Source organism: Kitasatospora acidiphila (genome assembly GCF_006636205.1).
Taxonomy (GTDB): Bacteria; Actinomycetota; Actinomycetes; order Streptomycetales; family Streptomycetaceae; genus Kitasatospora; species Kitasatospora acidiphila.
In genome coordinates, this window is record NZ_VIGB01000003.1 from 4,200,100 (window position 1) to 4,215,237 (window position 15,138).

Consider the following 15,138-nt stretch of genomic DNA (forward strand, 5'->3'; position numbering starts at 1 on the left):
GAAGGAGCGCAGCCATGCCCAGGATCCCCACCGCCGCGATCGCCGCCGCCGGGCTGATCGGCGGCTACGGCACCGCCCGCTTCACCGGGAAGCGGCCGCTCGGGGGCGCCGTGCTGGCGGCGGCCGGTGCCGGTGCGGCGTACCAGTGGCGACGGGACGCCGGGACGGGGGCGGCGGCCGGGTTGACCGGTCTCTACCTCGCGGCGTTCGGCGGTTCGCACCCCCTGGCCAAGAAGATCGGCGCCTGGCCGTCGGTGCTCGCGGTGACCGGTGTGGTCGCGGCCGTCTCGGTGCTGACGGAGCGTCGGCTCGCACGCTGAGCATCCGGCGGTCGCGGGTGACAGGAGCCCGGGAACTGGGCAGGATCACATTACGGCTACCGAGGTGGCCGAGCAGATGACGGGGAGTCACTGAGAGGGTCGAGGCGCGGCGACGAAGTCGGGGGGACGACGATGAGCCATGTCAGCCACGGAGTGTCGCTGTACTGCTGGTGGGCGGGCCTGGTGGTGCTGGTGATCGGGGTGCCGGCGGTGGCGCTGCGGCTCACCCGGTTCGCCCGGCTCGGGACCGAGGTGCGGGGCACCGTCACCGAGGTGCGGCTGTCGCGGTGGCACGACACGGACTCGGTCCACCTGGTCGTCCGGTTCACCGATCCGGTCAGTGAGCGCGAGGTGGTCGGCCGGCCGGCCTGCGGGCGGGTGCCGCTGGCGGGCTGGCCGGGCCAGACCGTGGCCGTCCGGTATCTGGCGGGCGATCCCGAGCGCTTCCAGGTCGGCCCGCAGACCAGCGTGCTGGACGCCGGGCTGACCAGCCTGCTGCTGATGACGGTGGGTTCGGTCGCCCTGGTGCTGACCCGGTGGACCGATCCGGACGCGATCGCCACCAGCGGGGTGCTGGCCGGCTCGGCCCTGGCGCTCGGCAGCGCCGCGCTGCTGAACAGCCGGGCCGGGCGGCGCGAGCAGCGGGCCCGGCTGCGCAACCGGGGCGTGGTCGGCCCGGGGCGGCTGGTCGGCAGCTACCTGGTGGACGGCGGCGCGGACGGCGCGCACCGCTACCACCCGGTGGTCAGCTTCGCCTCGGTCGGCGGCGAGCGGATCACCGGCGTCGACCTGTCCACCCACAACCGGCATGGCTACCCGGCCGACGGGCGGGTGGTGACGATCCGTCATCTGCCGCAGGATCCGCTGCTGTTCCGGGTCGACAGCCTCTCCCGGCCGTCGGCCGAGCGGGCCGCCCTGACCACGGCCACGGTCGGCCTGGTCGCGATGCTGGCCTGCTGCGGTGCCCTGATCACGGTCGGCGAAACGCTCACCAGCCACTGACCGGGCCAGCCGTCGGCCCACTGGGCCCAGCCGGTCGATCAGCCGCCGAACCGGGCCGTGAACGCGGCCCGGTTGGCCGACTGCGGCGAGCGGTCCCAGACCGCGAACACCACCCGCTGGAAGGCCGAGCCATGGCTCGCCAGTGCCGCCCCGAAGGCCTCGGCCACCTGCACCGGGTCGTTGCGGAACACCCCGCACCCCCAGGCGCCCAGGACCAGTTGCCGCACCCCGTGCTCGGCGGCCACCGCCAGCACCCGGTGGGCCCGCTCGGTCAGCAGCTCCGCCAGCTCGGCCGGCGAGCTCTGTGAACGCAGCTGCAGCTGGCCGGCGTTGGGGGCCGGCGAGGTCAGGAAGTCGACCCGGTACGGCTGGGCGAGCAGCTCACCGTGCTCGTCGCGGATCACCGGCACCCCGGGCGAGAAGACCACCCGGTGGCTGTACCGCAGATCGCTGGAGGCCCGGTGCTCGGCGTAGTAGTCCGGCGCGCCCAGCAGGCAGGAGTAGAGCAGTGCGCTGCGGCACAGGTCCTCCTCCTGGGCCCGGGCGCCCCGCAGGTAGCCGCCGCCGGGGTTGCGTGCCGAGGCGAAGTTGAGCACGCCGACCGCCGCCTCGTCCCCGTGGTCCCGCACCAGCCGCCGGGCGGCCGCCATGCTGCCCTCGGCGGTGACCTCGGCGACCGGCGCACCGGAGCGGCTTGAGGGGTCGTCAGCGCCGGCGCCGGTCCAGTCCGGCGCATAGCTGACGGTGCCGTCCTGGGCGGCCGCCAGCCAGTCGCGGATCACCACCTCGGTGCCGTCCGCCGTCCGATAGCTTCCCCGGCCTGCGATCTCCTCGTTCCGCTTGGCCAGTTCGCTCAGTCTGCTGCTCATCCGCCGACGGTACGCCGCCGCCCGCGCCCGCCGCCAACGGATAAGGGAACGGGCGGGAGAGGACGACGGCGGAATGCGGGAAGGCCCGCCCCACCGGAGTGGAGCGGGCCTTCAACACCCGTCGGCGGCAAGCCGACCGAGCGTCAGTTCTTCCAACGCGGCTTGCGGTCGCCGCCGTTGTTGTCACGGTCGCCGAACGAGCGGTCCCCGTAGGAACGGCCGGCGCGGTCGCCGTACCCGCCACCCTGCGGACGGCCGCCGGAGCGGTGGTCGTCACGGCGGGCGAACGGACGGCTGCTGCCGGCGCCGCGGTTGTCGCGGTCACCGAAGGAACGCGCCGGACGGTCACCGAAGGAACGGCCACCACGGTCGTCACGGTCACGACCGCCACCACCGAAGCCCCGGTTGTCACGGTCACCGAACGAACGCGCCGGACGGTCACCGAAGGAACGGCCACCACGGTCGTCACGGTCACGACCGCCACCACCGAAACCGCGGTTGTCACGGTCACCGAACGAACGCGCCGGACGGTCACCGAAGGAACGGCCACCACGGTCGTCACGGTCACGACCGCCACCACCGAAACCGCGGTTGTCACGGTCACCGAACGAACGCGCCGGACGGTCACCGAACGAGCGGCCACCACGGTCGTCACGGTCACGACCGCCACCACCGAAGGAACGGCCACCGCGATCGTCGCGGTCACGACCGCCACCACCGAAGGAACGGCCACCGCGGTCATCGCGGTCACGACCGCCACCGCCGAACGACGACCGCTCGTTGCGCGGCTCCCGGTACGCCGGAATCCGCTCCTCGCGCGGCTCGCGGGTCTCCCGGACCTCGCGCACCTCGCGCTGCTCCTCGACGGCCGCGGCCGCCTCGGCACCGGCAGCCGGCTCGTCGGCCTGGGCCGCCGGCTCCTCCTCGATGCCCAGCTCGGCCCGCTCGCGGGCGGCCCGGGCGGCCAGGCGGTCGGCCTCGTCGCGCAGCTCGGCGGCCCGGCGCTGAGCGCGCTCCAGCTGCTTGCTGAGCTCGGCGACCTCACGCTCGGCGGCACCGGCGATGCCGGAGGCGCTCTCCGCCTGGACCTCGACCAGCGAGCGGGCGCCGGTGATCTTGGCGACCTCGGCGTCGAAGGCGCGGTCCAGGATGTGCCGGGAGGCGTCCACGCCCGCGTCCTCCATCAGGCGGAAGACGCCACGGCGCTGGTGCGGCAGCACCAGGGTGACGACGGCGCCGGAGCGGCCGGCCCGGGCGGTGCGGCCGGAGCGGTGCAGGTAGTCCTTGTGGTCGCCGGCCGGGTCCACGTTGAGCACCAGGTCGATGCCGTCCACGTGGATACCGCGCGCCGCGACGTCGGTCGCGACGACGACGTTGACGTAGCCGTCCTTGAAGTCGCCCAGCACCCGGGTGCGGGCGCCCTGGGTCATACCGCCGTGCAGCGCGTCGGCCTTCACGCCGGCCTCGATCAGCTGCTCGGCGACCCGGTCGGCGCCCATCTGGGTGCGGACGAAGATGATCGTGCGGCCCTTGCGGGCGGCGATCGCGTTGGTGATCGGCGCCTTGTCCTTCGGCTTCACCACGAGGATGTGGTGGGTCATGGTGGTGACCGCACCGGCCGAGGGGTCGACCTCGTGGGTGACCGGGTTCTTCAGGTAGCGCTTGACCAGGGTGTCGATCTCGTTCTCCAGGGTGGCGGAGAAGAGCAGGCGCTGGCCGCCGGCCGGCACCTGGTCGAGGATCTCGGTGACCTCGGGCAGGAAGCCCATGTCGGCCATCTGGTCGGCCTCGTCGAGCACCACGGTCTGGACGTCGGCGAGCTTGGCGGTGCCGCGGTTGATCAGGTCGCGCAGGCGGCCGGGGGTGGCCACCAGGACGTCGACGCCGCGCTCCAGCGCGTAGATCTGGTTGGACATCGAGGTGCCGCCGCAGACCACCTTGAGCTTGAGCCCGAGCACCGAGCCGAACGGCTCCAGCGCGTCGGCGACCTGCATGGCCAGCTCGCGGGTCGGCACCAGGATCAGGCCGCGCGGGTGCTTGGGCTTGGTGCGCTCGCCGTCGGCGAGGCGGGTGAGCAGCGGCAGGCCGAAGCTCAGGGTCTTGCCGGAGCCGGTGCGGCCACGGCCGAGGACGTCCTTGCCGGCCAGCGCGTCCGGGATGGTCGCGGCCTGGATCGGGAACGGGGTGGTGACGCCGCGCTTGGCGAGGGCACGCACCACGTCGTCGTGCAGGCCCAGGTCACCGAAGGTGATGGTGGGCTCGGCGGGCTCCTCGACGGCGTCGGTGGGCTCGGCGTCGGTGAGGTCGGCGTCGATGGTGTCGATCAGGTCGGCGGCGTCAACCGTCTCGTCCTGGGCGTCAGCGGGCATGACGAAGCGGTCGTCGTCAACGAGAGACAATGCAAAACCTTCCGGAAGTGGCACGCGCCAAAGTCCGGGGTTCTGAGTTACTACCGCCTCTATGCGGTCAGCCACGGATCGCCGGAACGCGCCAAGGGCGCCGAAAAAGGGGATCAGGGCGCCAGTCAAATGGATCAAACGAACGATCTACCACCATACGGGAGCCATCGGAGCAAAGGCAAACCCGCTGGCCAACTCCCTATTGTGCGACCGATCCGCCACGCCGGGCCGCGGATCCTGAGCCGGCGGCCGGTCCGGAGCCGCTGGCCGTCGGTGTCGGCGCCGGGCTGGGGGCCGTGGACGGGGTCGGCCGGCTGGACGCGGACGGCGCCGGGAGCGCCGTCGCCGAGGGGCCGCCGCCCGTCGTACCGGGGCCACCGGTGCTCGGGGCCTGGCTGCCGCCGCCCGAGCCGCCGCCGGTGCGCCCGGACCCCGCCGTCGGCCCGCCACCGGCGCCGCCGGCCGACCCGGACTGCGGCGGCACCGGCACCACGCTCCCCGGCACGGCGGGCGCCGGCGACACACCCGGGCCCGGGTCGCTCGGCTGGGCCGGCTCGCTGCCGGGCGGCACCGGGGCGGCCCCCGAGGCACCGACCGTGGCACCGCTGCTCGCGGCCGACCCGCCCGCGCCGTGCCCGGTCCGCCCCGGGCGCCCGGCCTGATGGTTCGCCACCGGCGCCCGGAGGCCCGGCCGCTCGGGCTGGCCACCCCGGAGGCGTGTGCGACCGGCTGCTGGTCCGTGCCGGAGCCCACCGCCATGCACCCCGCCGCGCTCAGCGAGGACAGCGCCAGCACCGCGGTGCGCACCGCCATGGTCCGGAAGGCGGCCGCCCGCTCCGGCCGGCCGCCCCCGCACACCACCAGGCCCTGCCGCATGACCAGGCTCTGCCGCACCACCGACGCCACCGACAGCCGCCGCCCGGCCGGCCCGCCGCCGGAGCCGAACCGCTTGCCCGGCCGGATCTGGAACCGCGCGCCCGCCCTCGAAGCCCCGGTCACCGTCACCCGGACCCAGTTCGCCTTCGCCTTCGTCGGATTCGTCGGAACCACTGCCGCCGCCTCTCCTGGCCGCCCCGCCCTGGCCGCGCAACCGGCGGCCCTTCCGGTGCCCAACGCCCGAGCCGCCACGGGGACACGGGCGACCATGCGCACGCCCCGGCGCGTGCGCCGACGCCACGCGGATCCGACGCGGCACCGGTGCCGACCGCACGCAGCCCCCATCGCCCGCGCGGCCGGCGCCGCCCGCGCGACACGCACGACACGCGCGAGACGGCCGTCCGTCGCCGATGATCTGGCACTCCCTCACCCGCCCGTCGACAATGGGCGGGTGGAGATGAGCCGGGAAGTATTCGAGGGCCTGGTCAGCGACGCCCTCGACCAGATCCCCCCGCAGCTGGCGGCCATGATGGACAACGTCGCGGTCTTCGTCGAGGACGAGCCCGACCCCGCCACCCCCGAGTTGCTCGGCCTCTACGAGGGCACCCCGCTGACCGAGCGCGGTGAGTGGTACGCCGGGGTGCTGCCCGACCGGATCATCATCTACCGCGGCCCGACCCTGCGCCTGTGCGAGACCGCGGAGCTCGTGATCGCCGAGGTCCGCACCACCGTCATCCACGAGGTGGCCCACCACTTCGGCTTCGACGACCACGAGCTGCACGAGCTCGGCTGGTCCTGACCTGGTCAGCCCGCCGACCGGGCCCGCGGCCGGGCGGATCAATCCGTTTTGGTGTTCGCGCCCGGATCCCATATGCTTCTCACGTCCCCGACCGCTGGAGAACAGCAGGCGGGCCGAAAGCCCTCATCGTCTAGTGGCCCAGGACGCCGCCCTTTCAAGGCGGTAGCACGGGTTCGAATCCCGTTGGGGGCACGCAGTAAAGCGCAGTACATGCAGTACAGTCGGAGCCGCAAGGTTTCGTTGAGGTCCTGTGGAGCAGTTGGTTAGCTCGCCACCCTGTCAAGGTGGAGGTCGCGGGTTCAAGTCCCGTCAGGATCGCTCGTCCCGCAAGGGACGCGGCCAGGTAGCTCAGTTGGTACGAGCGTCCGCCTGAAAAGCGGAAGGTCGCCGGTTCGACCCCGGCCCTGGCCACCAGCCTTGACCAGGCACGGTGCCCCTGAAGCGGATCGCTTCGGGGGCATTTTCGTGTCCGCTGACGCCGCGCGGGTGGCCCCGGCCGAGCATCCGGGTGTGTCGCTGGTCACTGGCGACGACGGTCGTGGAACGCCGAAGGGCCCGCACCATGTGTGTACACGGTGCGGGCCCCGGCTGCTCGGCAGGCGCCGGGCGGCAAGTCTTAGAGCGGGCGAATGTTCTCCGCCTGCGGGCCCTTCTGGCCCTGCGTGACGTCGAACTCGACCTTCTGGCCCTCGAGCAGCTCACGGAAGCCGTTGGCCTGGATGTTCGAGAAGTGGGCGAACACGTCGGGACCGCCACCCTCCTGCTCGATGAAGCCGAAGCCCTTTTCCGAGTTGAACCACTTCACAGTGCCATTAGCCATAAAAAATCTCCTAAGAAGGATGTTCAAAAACTCGCACGTCGCGAGCTTGCATCGCCGCGATGATGACCAGGCCGGTAATAGCCGGTAAACAAAAATGCGCCTGCGGTTACAACCAGCAGGCGCACACAAGTTCATGGGAACCACAACTGCAACTACTTCGACTGTAGCAGGGGCCGAGCCGAAACGGGGAAGTTCGCCGCGGCGAGTCTGCCGGCGCCCCGAACCCCGCCGCGCCGCCGGGCAGTCCCCTCGGTCCGGCAGCGCCCGCAGCTGCCGGAGACCCAAGATCCAAGAAGGCTGGAAAAATTTCGGCCACGGGCAGGGGCCCCAGCGCGCCGTATTGGGCGCATACTGGCACTGATGTCGAAATCGCCTGCGCCCCGGCGCCACCTGCCCACCAGCCCCTTCCGCGCTGCGCCCCCGCCTCCTATCAAGCAATTCGCTGTCGGAGATCGCGTGTCGCACGACCAGTACGGCCTCGGCCGGGCCATCACCGTTGAGGGCGACGGCACCGCAGTGGTCGTCGACTTCGGCTCGCAACGGGTCCGGATCTCTGCGCCCTTCACCAAGCTTTTCCTCCTGTGACCCTGGCAAGACAGTCCTGACCAGGCACGATGCCCCTGAAGCGGATCGCTTCGGGGGCTTTTTCGCCCCCACATCCGAGTAATGACTGTCAGCTGACGATGCGCCTGACAGACTGTTGATCATGACCTTCGATCTGGCGATCAAGCGCTCGGACCCGCCGTACGTCGCGCCCGAGCCCGAGTCCCTCACAGCCTGGCTGGACTGGCACCGGGCCACGCTGCTGACCAAGTTGGACGGGCTGTCCGAGGAGCAGGCCCGCTACTCGCCGGTGCCCTCGGGCACGAGTCTGCTGGGGCTGGTCAAGCACCTCACCGAGTGCGAGCACTACTGGATCGCCCGGTGCGTGGCCGAGGTTGACGAGCCGGCGCTCTTCATCACCGAGGCGGACCCGGAGGCGGACACCAAGGTCACCCCGGACGACACGATCGAGCGGATCGTGGCCGGCTACCTGAAGGCCTGCACCCGCAGCCGGGAGCTCATCGCCGCGATCGCGGACCTGGACGAGACCCGTGAGCTGCGCCACGGCCCGACCGATGTGCGATGGGTGCTGATGCACATGGTCGAGGAAACGGCACGGCACAACGGGCACGCCGACATCATCCGCGAGCTGATCGACGGCGTCACCGGCGAATAGGCCCGCCCGTCCGACCCCGTCCACCGCCGCTGCGGCTCACGACGGCGCTGCGGCCGCCGGTGGCTCGCCCGGGCCTTCGTGGTGTGGTCCCGCCGGGAGGCGGGTGCTCCGGGCGAGGTCGGCGGGAAGGTTGCGGATGGCTTGGGCGAGGCCCGGGGCGACATCGGCGAGGCGGCGGGTCATGGCGGCGCCGCGGGGGTGGCCGCGGTGCGCGGGGGGCAGGCCGGCCGCGGCGGCCAGGGCTGCCAGGGCGGCGTCGCCCGGCGGAACGCGGCGGGCCGGGCCGGGCGACGCCAGCAGGGCGGCCACCCGGCGGCGGACGGCGTCGGCGGCCTCGGGAGTGGTGAGGGTCACCCAGCGGGTCGGGACCACCAGGGTCTGCCGCTCCTCCACGGTGAGCAGGCCCGTGGCGGCGAGCCGGTCCTCCACCGCTCGCAGGGTCTGGGCGCGGTCGCGTCTCAGCAGCTGGGCCCAGCCGGCCGGCTGGGCGTCGCAGCGGGGACGGGCGGCGGCCAGCACGGGGTCCCGTTCCACGGGCGCCCCGGTCGGGCGGACGACTCCGTCGGCCTCGGCGAGCTGACCGCGCAGCGCCAGTTCGACGACCACCGCGGCGCGGACCAGGGCGGCGGTCCTGGCCCGGTTGAACGGACCGTGGACGGCGGGGTCGTAAGCGAGCAGATACGTGAGGTACGGCAGCGCATCAGTCACGGCTCGACGCTACCGTCCGCCCTCGAACCGCCCATCGACCGTGGGGATGGACCGGCTCCTGCCCGAAAGGATGAGCCCGGCGACGGCCGCCTCGACCGCGATCGTCGTGCTCCTCCTCCGAAGGAAGTAGCCGGGGAGTACCGCAGGCGTACCTGACATTCAGTCAGCAACGCCGGCCCGGGGTGGTTTGGGCCGCGCGGCTCCCGCTCATATCGACTCCGTATAGGTGGCCGCTGTTCACTGCGCCCATGACACCACTGCCGAACGCCGACGATCCCGCGGTAGCCGTGCAAGGGCTGGTCAAACGCTACGGCGGCCCGGACGGGGTGACCGCGCTGGCCGGTGTGGACCTGGCGGTGCGCCGCGGCACGGTGCTGGGAGTGCTCGGCGCCAACGGCGCGGGCAAGACCACCCTGGTGCGGATCCTCTGCACGCTGGTCCGCCCGGACGCCGGGACGGTCACCGTGGGCGGCCACGACGTGCTGCGGCGGCCCAAGGAGGTGCGCCGGATGATCGGCCTGACCGGGCAGTACGCCGCGGTGGACGGCAAGCTCCCCGGCCGGGAGACGCTCTACCTGATCGGGCGGCTGCTGGACCTGGGCCGCAAGGAGGCCCGCGCCCGCGCCGACGAGCTGCTGGAGCGGTTCTCGCTGACCGACGCGGCCGGGCGGCCGGCCGACACCTACTCCGGCGGGATGCGCCGCCGGCTGGACCTGGCGGCCAGCATGGTGGGCCGCCCGGCGGTGCTCTTCCTGGACGAGCCGACCACCGGCCTCGACCCGCGCAGCCGCAACGAGGTCTGGGACGAGGTCCGCGGCATGGCCCAGGACGGCACGGCGGTGCTGCTCACCACCCAGTACATGGAGGAGGCCGAGCAGTTGGCGTCCGAGCTGACCGTGATCGACGGCGGCAAGGTGGTCGCGGCCGGACCGGTGGACGAGCTGAAGGCCGAGGTCGGCGGGCGGACCCTGCGGATCCGGCCGGGCGGCGACGGGCAGTTGGAGCGCCTGGTGAAGGCGCTGACGGCGGCCGAGCTGGCGCCGCGCGAGGAGGCCCGGCTGTCCCAGCGGGACGGGGTGCTGGCGATGCCCGTCCGCGGCGAGGAGCACCTGACCGCCGTGATCGCGCTGCTCGGTGCCGAGGGCATCCCGGTCGCCGAGATCGACACCAGCCTGCCCAGCCTGGACGAGGTGTTCCTGACCCTGACCGGCAAGCCGGCCGAGTCCGGCCAGGCCGATTCACGAGAGGCGGTCCGGGTGTGAGTGCCACCGCGAGCTTCCACCACGTCGGCGCGCTGGTGCGGCGCAACCTGCTGCTGATCCGGGCGAACCCGGACTCGCTCTTCGACGTGCTGCTGATGCCGGTGATCTACACGGTGCTGTTCGTCTACGTCTTCGGCGGCGCGGTCTCCGGCAGCCAGCACGACTACGTGCAGTACGTGATGCCCGGTCTGCTCGGCCTGGTCGCGGTGAACGTCGCGATGACCGCCGGCGTCGGGGTGAACTCGGACTTCGGCACCGGGGTGATGGACCGGTTCCGCACCCTGCCGATCGCCCGCTCCTCGGTGCTGGTGGCCAAGGTGCTGGTGGAGGCCGCGCGGATGGCGGCGGCGATGGCCGTGCTGCTCCTGATGGGCCTGCTGCTGGGCCTGGACGCCAAGGCCGGGGTGCTCAGGCTGCTCGGCTCGATCGGGCTGACCATGGTGTTCGGGATCTCGCTGCTCTGGGTCTCGGTGCTGCTCGGGCTGGTGCTGAAGAGCCCCCAGGCGGTGCAGGGCCTGGGCATGATCGTGGTGCTGCCGCTGCAGTTCGGCAGTTCGGTGTTCGCGCCGACCGGCACCATGCCCGGCTGGCTGCGGGCCTTCACCAAGGTGAACCCGCTGTCGAGCCTGGCGGACGCCTGCCGCGCGCTGACCGACGGCGGCTCGGCCGCCGGCCCGGTGGTCGTCACCCTGGCCTGGGCGCTGGGCATCGCGCTGCTGACCGGACCGCTGGCCGTGGCCAAGTTCCACCGGGCGGCCCGATGACCGCGCCCCGGCCGACCGCGCCGCAGGCGGCCGAGGTCTTCGCCGCACTGGCCGACTTCATCGGCGAGGAGGACTTCGTCTGCCTGGGGGCCCGGGCGGCGCTGCGCCGGGGCACCATCGTGCACCACCACTTCGAGGAGTTGGGCGACGAGTCGTCGGTGTCGGCCCATCTCGCGGCGCTGGACGCGTTCCTGGCCGGATTCGAGCCCGACTCCCGCAGTTTCACCTCGTTCGTGGCCACCTTCGAGCGGCCCGGGGACACCACCGAGCCGGAGTTCGAGGCGGTGCTCTGGCGGCACCTGCAGGCGCTGCACGACCAGGACCGCCGGCACCCGTGGAGCGGGCTGTACGACTCCGATCCGGGCTCGGCCGACTTCGCGTACTCGATCCACGGCCACCCGTTCTTCGTGGTCGGCCTGCACCCCGGGGCGTCCCGGCCGAGCCGGCGGTTCCGGCGCCCGGCCCTGGTCTTCAACTCCCATCTCCAGTTCAACGCGCTGGGCATCAACTTCTTCAAGCTGCGCGGGCGGATCCGCAAGCGGGAGAAGGCCCTCCACGGATCGGTCAACCCGAGTTTCACCACCTACAAGGACGAGGCGCGGCACCACAGCGGCCGGATGACCGAGCAGGACTGGCGCTGTCCGTTCGTACCGCACCCTCCCTCGGCCTGACGCAGCCGCTGACCACCAGTCAGCGTGCTGCCGCCCCCTCTTCGGTCCCGCCCGCACCGAATGCCGTTGTTCAACCGCAGTCACTCGTCACCCAACTCCGTACTCCGCATGATCCTCTTGCCATGTTCCGTACGAAAGTTTGTCAAAACGATGTTGAATGATGAGACAAAACTGATGCGGTGGTGGCTGGCACGCGGAACACCGGGGGTGGTTCAGCAGTGGGTCAGATCCTGTTCAGAGTCCTCGGCCCCCTGGAGGTCGAGAGTGACGGACGGCGGGTGCCGCTCGGTGGTGCCCGGCAGCGAACGATCCTGTCCATGCTGCTGCTCTCCCCGGACCGGATCGTCTCGGTGGAGAACCTGGTCGAGGCGGTGTGGCCGGCGGGAGCACCGGCCACCGCGCGGAACCAGGTGGCGATCTGCGTCGCCGGCCTGCGCAAGCTGTTCCGGATATCGGCCGGAATCACCGACCTGATCCGCACCGAGCCACCGGGCTACCTACTGGCCCTGCGCGGGCACGAGTTGGACACCGTGACGGCGGAGCGGCTGGCCGAGGCAGCCCGCGAGGCCGCCAGAGCCGGGCGGACCGACGAGGCGAACGCCTTGGTGGAACGGGCCCTTGAGCTGTGGCGCGGCCCGGTGCTCGACGGCATGACCGCGCACCGGATCAAGGTGGCGGCCGGGCGGCTGGACGAGCGAAGACTCGAACTCCTCGAGGAGAGAGCCGAGTTGCAGCTTCAACTAGGTCAGCACCGGACCCTGGCCGGCGAGCTCGCGGCCCTGGTGCAGGAGCATCCGCTGCGCGAGCAGCCCCGCGTCCAGCTGATGCTTGCTCAATACCGCAGCGGCAGGCGGGCGGAGGCGCTGGCGCTGTTCCGCGAGGGCCGCCGGCTGATGGTCGAGGAGCTGGGCATCGAGCCCGGCCCGGCCCTGCAGACCCTGCAGCACCTGATCCTGCAGGACTCCCCGGAACTGAGCCGCCCCGACCACCGGGCCGGCGGCATCCCGTCGGCCCCGCTGCCCGCCCAACTGCTCGCGGACGTGGCGGCGTTCACCGGGCGCGCCACCGAACTGGCCCGGCTGGACCGGATCCTGGAGGAGGACGACGCCACCCGGCCGCTGACCGTGGCGGCGATCACCGGAGTGGCCGGGGTCGGCAAGACCGCACTGGCGATGCACTGGGCGAACCGGGTGGCCGTCCGGTTCCCCGACGGGCAGCTCTTCGCCGACCTGCGCGGCTACGACGAGCAGCACGACCCGCTCGGGCCGTCCGGCGCGCTGGACCGGTTCCTACGCGCCCTCGGGGTGCCGGACAGCCGGCTCCCGCAGGACCTCGACGCCCAGGCGGCGCTCTACCGCAGCGTGCTCAGCGGCAAGCGGGTGCTGATCGTGCTGGACAACGTGCGCTCGTTCGCCCAGGTGCGCCCGCTGCTGCCGGGCAGCGGGCGCTGCTGCGTGCTGGTCACCAGCCGCGACGCGGTGGACGACGTCACCGGTGACTTCGCCGTGCAGCGGGTGTCGCTGCCCACGCTGAGCGCCGAGGAGGCGGCCGTGCTGCTCAGCCGGATGGCCGGGGCGCAGCGGATGGCGGCCGAGCCGGAGGCCGCCGAGCGGCTGGGCATCCTCTGCGACCGGCTGCCGCTGGCGCTGCGGATCGCCGCGGCCCGGCTGGTCGCCAAGCCGCACTGGTCGGTGCGCTCGCTGGTGGACCGGCTGGAGGACCAGCGCCGCCGGCTGGACGAGTTGAGCCCGGGCTGCGGCGGGGTGCGCGCCGGATTCGCGCTCAGCTACCGCTACCTGTCGCCCCAGACGGCGCAGCTGTACCGCCGCCTCGGGTTGCTGACCACGCCGGACTTCGCCTCCTGGGTGGGCGCCGGCCTGCTGGAGACCGATCTGCGGCAGGCCGAGAGCCTCATCGAGCAACTGGTCGACGCCCAGCTCCTGGAGGTGGTGCCCGGCGGCTCCGGCAGCGGCACCCGCTACCGCTTCCAGGACCTGCTGCGGCTGTACGCCTGGGAGCGGGCCCAGGAGGAGGAGACCGCGAGCGACCGGATCGGCGCGCTGCGCCGCGCCTACGGCGGCTGGTTGGCACTGGCCGAGGCCGCGCACCGCAGGCTGATCGGCGGTCCGGCACCCCGGCTGGGCTCGGCGCCGCGCACGGAGCTGCCGGGCGACCTGGTCGGCGAGCTGCTCAAGGACCCGATGGCTTGGTTCGAGAGCGAGCGCTCGGCGATCGTCGAGGTGATCGGCCACGCCGCCCGGGAGGGCCGGGCCGATGTCGCCTGGCCGTTGGCCATGTACGCGAGCGCCTTCTTCGAGACCCGCAACTGCCTGGAGGACTGGGGGGCGACGGCCGAGCTGGCGATGGCCGCGGCCCGGTCGGCGGGCGATCTGCTGGGCGAGGCGACCATGTTGCGCTCGCTCGGTTCGCTGGCGATCTACCAGCGCCGGTACGCCGAGGCCGAGGAGCGGCTGGTTCCGGCGCTGCGGCTGTTCGAGCGGGTCGGGGACGAGATGGGGCATGCCCAGGCGCTGCGTCAACTGGGGCTGTGCGCGCGGTTCCGGGGCAATCTGGAGCAGGCCGGCGACTACTGCCGGCGGTCGCTGGCGGTGCTGCGCGAGAAGGGCAGCGTCCGGGACACGGTGCATGTGCTGGGGGTGCTCGCCCAGGTGGAGGCCGAGCGCGGGAACCCGCAGCAGGCCATCGAGTTGAGTTCGGAGGCCGTGGTGCTCAGCCGGGACAGCGGCTCGCGGCGGGCCGAGGCGCAGAGCACCTTCCGGCTGGCGGAGGCGCTGCTGCGGGCCGACGAGAGCCGGCAGGCGATCGTGCCCGGCTGGCGGGCGTTGGCGCTGAGCCGCTCGGACGGCGATCTGGTCGGCCAGACGCATGCGTTACGGGCCCTCGGCGAGGCGCAGTGGCGGTGCGGGCAGCTGACCGAGGCGGAGCAGACCCTGCGGGAGGCGGCCGAGTTGGCCGAGCAGACCGCTGATCGGTTCCTGCTGGGGCGGTTGGAGACCGATCTGGCCTGTGTGGCGGCGCTGCGCGGCGAGGTCGTCGCGTCGGTGGACTACCTGGAGCTGGCTCGGGCCAGGTTCGACGCGCTGGGTTCCAGAACCTGGCGGGCCAGGACCGAGCGGCTGCTCGGGGCGCTGCGCGGCGGGTTCGGCGGCGCGGCCGTCACCGCGGAGCGGCTGACGGGGCTGTTGCGCGTCCCGGCGTGAGCGGGGCCGTCGGGCCGTCGGACAGGGGGGCCGGTGGCATCCGTCCCCACTCACACCGGAGTTGGCGGTCCGTCAGTCCCAGGGATAGTCACCGCTGGGGGTCGGCGGGTCGATATTCATTGCGCTGGCGCTTAAGCTTTCGGGGGTCAACGGAAACCGGAACCGCGACATCTGCTGTCTCCTTGACGCGCTCGGGGACGTGCTGCGC

14 protein-coding genes and 3 tRNA genes are annotated in these 15,138 nt (G+C 72.6%); 13 read left to right on the forward strand and 4 right to left on the reverse strand.

Features of this window, described 5'->3' with window-relative positions; translation table 11 throughout:
* Nucleotides 1–14 precede the first annotated feature (14 nt).
* Together E6W39_RS19795 and E6W39_RS19800 are read left to right on the forward strand one after the other, a co-directional pair.
* Nucleotides 15–320, forward strand: coding sequence for a hypothetical protein (locus E6W39_RS19795; protein WP_141634655.1), 306 nt, complete (start codon nt 15–17; stop codon nt 318–320).
* A 132-nt stretch (nt 321–452) separates the two neighbouring features.
* The gene (locus E6W39_RS19800) at nt 453–1,322 is read left to right on the forward strand and encodes a DUF3592 domain-containing protein (RefSeq protein ID WP_141634656.1); all 870 of its coding nucleotides are present in this window, start codon (nt 453–455) and stop codon (nt 1,320–1,322) included.
* Nucleotides 1,323–1,360: 38 nt separating this feature from the next.
* Here the strand turns inward: E6W39_RS19800 and E6W39_RS19805 are convergent, their stop codons facing one another.
* Together E6W39_RS19805 and E6W39_RS19810 are read right to left on the reverse strand one after the other, a co-directional pair.
* Nucleotides 1,361–2,191, reverse strand: coding sequence for a TIGR02452 family protein (locus E6W39_RS19805; RefSeq protein ID WP_141634657.1), 831 nt, complete (start codon nt 2,189–2,191; stop codon nt 1,361–1,363).
* 143 nt (nt 2,192–2,334) lie between these two features.
* Nucleotides 2,335–4,590, reverse strand: a complete 2,256-nt coding sequence (locus E6W39_RS19810; RefSeq protein WP_407658411.1) for a DEAD/DEAH box helicase — start codon at nt 4,588–4,590, stop codon at nt 2,335–2,337.
* Between the two features lie 296 nt (nt 4,591–4,886).
* Between E6W39_RS19810 and E6W39_RS19815 the strand changes: the two genes are divergently transcribed.
* The 5 genes from E6W39_RS19815 to E6W39_RS19835 all read left to right on the forward strand — a co-directional run bounded on the left by E6W39_RS19815 (nt 4,887) and on the right by E6W39_RS19835 (nt 6,679).
* Entirely contained in the window at nt 4,887–5,252 is a 366-nt protein-coding gene (locus E6W39_RS19815) for a hypothetical protein (protein WP_141634658.1), read from the forward strand.
* A 671-nt stretch (nt 5,253–5,923) separates the two neighbouring features.
* Nucleotides 5,924–6,265: a metallopeptidase family protein gene (locus E6W39_RS19820; protein WP_141637840.1), complete on the forward strand. Its 342-nt coding sequence runs from the start codon at nt 5,924–5,926 to the stop codon at nt 6,263–6,265.
* A 119-nt stretch (nt 6,266–6,384) separates the two neighbouring features.
* A tRNA-Glu gene (locus tag E6W39_RS19825) sits at nt 6,385–6,457 on the forward strand.
* A gap of 52 nt (nt 6,458–6,509) precedes the next feature.
* Nucleotides 6,510–6,583 (forward strand) — tRNA-Asp (locus E6W39_RS19830).
* 19 nt (nt 6,584–6,602) lie between these two features.
* A tRNA-Phe gene (locus tag E6W39_RS19835) sits at nt 6,603–6,679 on the forward strand.
* Between the two features lie 202 nt (nt 6,680–6,881).
* On the opposite strand, the gene E6W39_RS19840 is transcribed toward E6W39_RS19835, so the two are convergent.
* Nucleotides 6,882–7,085 (reverse strand): cold-shock protein, encoded by a 204-nt coding sequence (locus E6W39_RS19840; RefSeq protein WP_097236452.1) that lies wholly within the window; start codon nt 7,083–7,085, stop codon nt 6,882–6,884.
* Between the two features lie 456 nt (nt 7,086–7,541).
* Between E6W39_RS19840 and E6W39_RS43575 the strand changes: the two genes are divergently transcribed.
* Nucleotides 7,542–7,670 carry a hypothetical protein gene (locus tag E6W39_RS43575; RefSeq protein WP_308191832.1) on the forward strand — a complete coding sequence of 43 codons (129 nt, stop codon included), beginning with the start codon at nt 7,542–7,544 and terminating at the stop codon, nt 7,668–7,670.
* Nucleotides 7,671–7,791: 121 nt separating this feature from the next.
* Nucleotides 7,792–8,304, forward strand: coding sequence for a DinB family protein (locus E6W39_RS19850; protein WP_141634660.1), 513 nt, complete (start codon nt 7,792–7,794; stop codon nt 8,302–8,304).
* A gap of 36 nt (nt 8,305–8,340) precedes the next feature.
* Here the strand turns inward: E6W39_RS19850 and E6W39_RS19855 are convergent, their stop codons facing one another.
* Nucleotides 8,341–9,012, reverse strand: a complete 672-nt coding sequence (locus E6W39_RS19855; RefSeq protein ID WP_141634661.1) for a GPP34 family phosphoprotein — start codon at nt 9,010–9,012, stop codon at nt 8,341–8,343.
* A gap of 248 nt (nt 9,013–9,260) precedes the next feature.
* Here E6W39_RS19855 and E6W39_RS19860 point away from each other — a divergent pair, with 248 nt between their 5' ends.
* The 4 genes from E6W39_RS19860 to E6W39_RS19875 all read left to right on the forward strand — a co-directional run bounded on the left by E6W39_RS19860 (nt 9,261) and on the right by E6W39_RS19875 (nt 14,930).
* Nucleotides 9,261–10,274 (forward strand): ATP-binding cassette domain-containing protein, encoded by a 1,014-nt coding sequence (locus E6W39_RS19860; RefSeq protein ID WP_141634662.1) that lies wholly within the window; start codon nt 9,261–9,263, stop codon nt 10,272–10,274.
* Nucleotides 10,271–11,038, forward strand: coding sequence for an ABC transporter permease (locus tag E6W39_RS19865; protein ID WP_141634663.1), 768 nt, complete (start codon nt 10,271–10,273; stop codon nt 11,036–11,038). The genes E6W39_RS19860 and E6W39_RS19865 overlap by 4 nt, the downstream gene beginning before the upstream one ends.
* Nucleotides 11,035–11,709 (forward strand): guanitoxin biosynthesis heme-dependent pre-guanitoxin N-hydroxylase GntA, encoded by a 675-nt coding sequence (gene gntA, locus E6W39_RS19870; RefSeq protein WP_141634664.1) that lies wholly within the window; start codon nt 11,035–11,037, stop codon nt 11,707–11,709. The genes E6W39_RS19865 and gntA overlap by 4 nt, the downstream gene beginning before the upstream one ends.
* Nucleotides 11,710–11,927: 218 nt before the next feature.
* Complete coding sequence (locus E6W39_RS19875; RefSeq protein ID WP_141634665.1) at nt 11,928–14,930, forward strand: AfsR/SARP family transcriptional regulator; 3,003 nt, start codon at nt 11,928–11,930, stop codon at nt 14,928–14,930.
* Nucleotides 14,931–15,138 lie beyond the last annotated feature (208 nt).